Source organism: Mesorhizobium sp. M7A.F.Ca.CA.004.04.2.1 (assembly GCF_004022825.1).
Taxonomy (GTDB): Bacteria; Pseudomonadota; Alphaproteobacteria; order Rhizobiales; family Rhizobiaceae; genus Mesorhizobium.
Window position 1 is genome coordinate 1 of sequence record NZ_RZPH01000515.1, and the last position, 4,188, is coordinate 4,188.

Here is a 4,188-nt window from a genome sequence, read left to right on the forward strand (position 1 = left end):
ATATTGCCGATGGACGGGTCATCTCGGTGCGCCTCGCGACCGGCCAGACGGTTCGTTGCGGAACATTGGTCAACGCCGCGGGTCCGCGCGCGCAGCAGGTCGCAGCCATGGCCGGCCTGTCGATCCCGGTCGCGCCCTACAAGCGCTACAGCTTCGTCTTTGCCAGCGCCAACCCGATCCCCGGCCGGATGCCCAACGTCATCGACCTTTCCGGTACATTCGTGCGCCCGGAAGGCGAACTTTTTCTCACCGGCAACACGCCGCAGGGCGACGGACCGGCCGGCTACGACGACTTTGAAATGCACCATGAAGAGTTCGACGACTACATCTGGCCGGCACTCTGGCACCGCATTCCGTCTTTCGACGCACTCAAGGTCCAGACCAGTTGGACCGGCCACTACGAGTACAACATGCTCGACCACAACGGCATCGTCGGCTTCCACCCGCAGGTGACCAATTTCATGTTTGCCAACGGCTTCTCGGGGCACGGGCTGCAACAGTCGCCAGCCGTGGGCCGGGGAGTTTCAGAACTTATCGTTCACGGGGCTTTCCAGACGCTCGATCTGTCGCCATTCTGTTACGAGCGCATAGAGCGCAACGAGCCGTTCCTCGAGGAAGCGGTGATCTAGGGCGAGACGATCGACCACCCCGTTTTGATTTGGCGAAGCAATTCATCACGGGACGTCGGTCGTGTTCGAGATTGCACCAAGCACAAGCGCCCCGGTTGTCCTCCTGGCCTCGAGATCGCGATGAGCGTCGGCAGCCTGCGCCAGATCATATTGCCTGGGGCGCGCCGATCTTGATCACACCTAGGTGCAAGCTGGCGGAGAGAGCGGGATTCGAACCCGCGTTACGGTCTCCCGTAAACACACTTTCCAGGCGTGCGCCTTCAACCACTCGGCCACCTCTCCGTCCATGCATGTCGCGTCGGCCGGTTTTGCCGCGCGGGTTGGGGAGATGCACCTCCCTTGGGGCAAGGCGGAACTTCCGCCATCGGCGCCGCCAACCAGCGAACGCCCTTCCCCGCACCTGAGCCGTCGAAGCAACAGGCGCGGGGCTCATCTAGTCGATCCGGCGCCGAATGCCAAGCCATATCAGCAGTCTATTCGCTTTGCCGGCCATACAGTGTTTCGCAAGGCCGCCGGCATGCCCGTTTTTACGGGCGCCGCCGCTGCAATGGTGTGCACAGGCACGACCGCCGGGCCGGCCGCCCTTGACTTCCCCCGGAGTTGCCTGTCGGGTGCCGAGGCTTTGCGGGGGCATTGTGCGGACATGACATCGAGCAATGGACAGACGCCAGTCAGGCGGCCGGACAGCGGGCTTTCCTTCGTGCCGGTGGGCTGGCTCGTCTTCGTCATGGCGTGGTCGGTCTACGGCCTGATCTCCGTCTGGCCCGCGGTCGGCGCCACCGGCCTGCCAGACAGCGTGTTTTACCTTGTCTATGGCGGGCTCGCCGTCGACATCATCACCATCCTGTGGGGGCTTTACCTGCTCGGCCTCGCCTTCGGCCGCTCGGCCCGTTTCCCGCGCCAGTTCACCATCTGGCAGGTCGCCACAATCATCTGGCTGGTGGCCTGGCAGGCCTGTGCACTGACGATTTCGGATTTCGTCTTTTCGGGCCAGGCGCTTGCCATCACCGCTGCTCAACTCGCCATCGGGGTCCTCTGCATCTATCTGCTGCGCCGTGGATCCGAAGCCGATGCCGTTTATGTCAATCCGGAAACCGAAAGCCCGCCTGTCTTCGTCTCGGTCGTCGCCGCGCTGCTCGGCATCGTCCTGGGCGCGGTCATCGGCGCCGTGGGCGGATTCGCCATCGGCTCGGTGATCGCTGATGCCACCGAGATGAGCTGTTTCGAGGGCGCCTGCGGCTATTTCGCCGTGTTCACCGGCCTGGCCGGCCTGGTGATCGGCGCCATTGGCGGCGGCGTTTTTGCCGTCTGGCGTGTCCATCGGCGCAAAAGGAAGCCGGCCGCATAATTCGCGCAGGGCAACGAATCCGGGTTCACCCGGTCTTTGAAGACTTGGCCGGCACGTCGGTTTGCGAGGCACCAAACGCAAAAACCCGCCTGTGCGGCGGGTCGTCGGCGCAAATCAGCACCCTGCTGAAATTGTTAGCATAGCTGCCCTCACATGTCAATGAAAAGCCACCCGACCGACTGTCGTCCGGCCTTCTGTTGACCTGAGTTTGGAGTCTGCAAATTCGCGTATGGCGATTGCGATCCAGCCATGCGCATTCTATCTCTGAAAGGCCCCTCGGGAGGGGACCAGCCCGGAGGAGGGTTCTGATGTTTCGCTTCGTCTTTCGTCTTGCCGCAATGATCGCGCTGTCGATTTCCGTCATCATGGCGGTGCTCGACGCGACACGCACCGTGGCGGCCTCCGTGCTGGTGCTGACCCCGCTCAACACCAGTTGGCTGGCGGTCTCGCCCGACACGAGGGCCGCCTTCGAAACCTTCATCCGAACCAAGGCCAGCCCGCTGCTGTGGGACGGCGCCGTCGCCTGGGTGCTGAACCAGCCGGGCTTCGCCGTGTTCGCGGTGCTGGCTTTCCTGCTCTATGCGATAGGCTACAGGCGGCCGCCGCGTGCTGGGCAGTTCGCCGCCACCTAGAGCATCGGACCCAAAAGCGGTTGCCGGTTTTGGGAATCCGATGCTCAAACAAAGCCGCCGTCATGCGGCTTCTTGCGTTTCACCCGGAGAGGAGCCGCGCATGTTCTTTCTCAGCGACATGCTGAACAAGAAGCTCAATCTGCCGAAGCCCTCCCAGGCCCTGCCGGGCCGCGCCAGGGCGATCCCGACCGCATCCAGACACAAGGTCTTGAAAAGATCGCTCAAGGGTCCTTATCCCGAGAGGCTGGAGACGGCGATGTTCGGACTGGGCTGCTTCTGGGGTGCGGAGCGGCTGTTCTGGCAGATCGAAGGCGTCTGGGTCACCGCGGCTGGCTATGCCGGCGGCTTCACCCCCAATCCGACCTATCAGGAGACCTGCACCGGGCTTACCGGTCATGCCGAAGTGGTGCTGGTGGTCCATGACCCCGAGATCGTCTCCTATGCTGGGCTTCTGAAGCTGTTCTGGGAAAGCCACGACCCCACGCAGGGCATGCGCCAGGGCAATGATGTCGGCACCGCCTATCGCTCCGCGATCTACACGAGCGACGAGGCGCAATTGCGGGCGGCGAGCGCCTCGCGCGATGCGTATGAGACCTCGCTGCGCGGTGCCGGCCACGGCAGGATCACCACCGAGATCGCGCCGGCGGCCGAATTCTACTTCGCCGAAGCCGATCACCAGCAATATTTGGCGAAGAACCCTTACGGCACGTGCAACCTCAAAGGCACCGGCGTCGCTTGCGCCATCCCTGCCGCCGCCTCCGCCTGACACTTGGCGCAAGGACAAGCTGCGGTGCGGCTTGTCCGCACCAAGCTTTTCCAAAAGGTCAAAATTCCGCGTGAATTTTGTTTCGGGCCATGCCAGATTGCCGCCGAGCGGGAGGGAGTACACTCCTGGCTGACGTCGTATGCCTGCCGGAGAACCGGGCAGGCATGCGGTGCATAACGGAAAAAATAACCGACAGGGTGTGGATCACATGAAACGTATCGTTCTCGGCCTCCTGGCCGCAACCGCAATGGTTCTTCCGGCTTTCGCCGCGGATGTCCAGCCGGCCATCCTCTATGATCTCGGCGGCAAGTTCGACAAATCCTTCAACGAGGCTGCCTACAACGGCGCCGAGAAATTCAAGACGGAAACCGGCACGGCCTACGTCGAATTCGAGGTCTCCAATGCCTCGCAGCGTGAGCAGGCGCTGCGCCGCTTCGCCGAGGACGGCCGCAACCCGATCGTCATGGCCGGCTTTGCCTGGACGGACGCGCTGACCAAGGTCGCCGCCGAATATCCCGACCTGAACTTCGCCATCATCGACGACCAGGTCGATCTGCCGAACGTGCGGTCGCTGAAGTTCAAGGAACAGGAGGGCTCCTACCTCGTCGGCATCCTGGCGGCGATGGCCTCTAAGTCCAAGAAGGTCTCCTTCGTTGGCGGCATGGATATCCCTCTGATCCGCAAGTTCGAATGCGGCTATGTCGGCGGCGCCAAGTCGGCGGGTGCGACTGATGTCATCCAGAACATGACCGGCGACACGCCGGCTGCCTGGAACGATCCGGCCAAGGGTGGCGAGATCGCCAAGACGCAGAT

Annotated in this window: 5 protein-coding genes and 1 tRNA gene; 5 read left to right on the forward strand and 1 reads right to left on the reverse strand. The window is 62.9% G+C overall.

Annotated elements, in window-relative coordinates; genetic code table 11:
• The coding region (locus EN893_RS21430; RefSeq protein WP_164900999.1) for an FAD-binding oxidoreductase at window positions 1–629 on the forward strand (629 nt) is incomplete at its 5' end.
• 192 nt (window positions 630–821) lie between these two features.
• On the opposite strand, the gene EN893_RS21435 is transcribed toward EN893_RS21430, so the two are convergent.
• Window positions 822–911, reverse strand: a tRNA-Ser gene (locus EN893_RS21435).
• Window positions 912–1,272: 361 nt separating this feature from the next.
• On the opposite strand from EN893_RS21435, the gene EN893_RS21440 reads away from it, so the two are divergent.
• The 4 genes from EN893_RS21440 to EN893_RS21455 all read left to right on the forward strand — a co-directional run.
• Window positions 1,273–1,977 (forward strand): hypothetical protein, encoded by a 705-nt coding sequence (locus EN893_RS21440; protein WP_236383026.1) that lies wholly within the window; start codon window positions 1,273–1,275, stop codon window positions 1,975–1,977.
• A gap of 308 nt (window positions 1,978–2,285) precedes the next feature.
• Window positions 2,286–2,609, forward strand: coding sequence for a hypothetical protein (locus EN893_RS21445; protein WP_127266916.1), 324 nt, complete (start codon window positions 2,286–2,288; stop codon window positions 2,607–2,609).
• Between the two features lie 100 nt (window positions 2,610–2,709).
• Window positions 2,710–3,375 carry a peptide-methionine (S)-S-oxide reductase MsrA gene (gene msrA / locus EN893_RS21450; RefSeq protein ID WP_127266917.1) on the forward strand — a complete coding sequence of 222 codons (666 nt, stop codon included), beginning with the start codon at window positions 2,710–2,712 and terminating at the stop codon, window positions 3,373–3,375.
• Window positions 3,376–3,583: 208 nt separating this feature from the next.
• A partial coding sequence (locus tag EN893_RS21455) for a BMP family ABC transporter substrate-binding protein (protein ID WP_164901000.1) occupies window positions 3,584–4,188 on the forward strand: 605 nt, incomplete at its 3' end.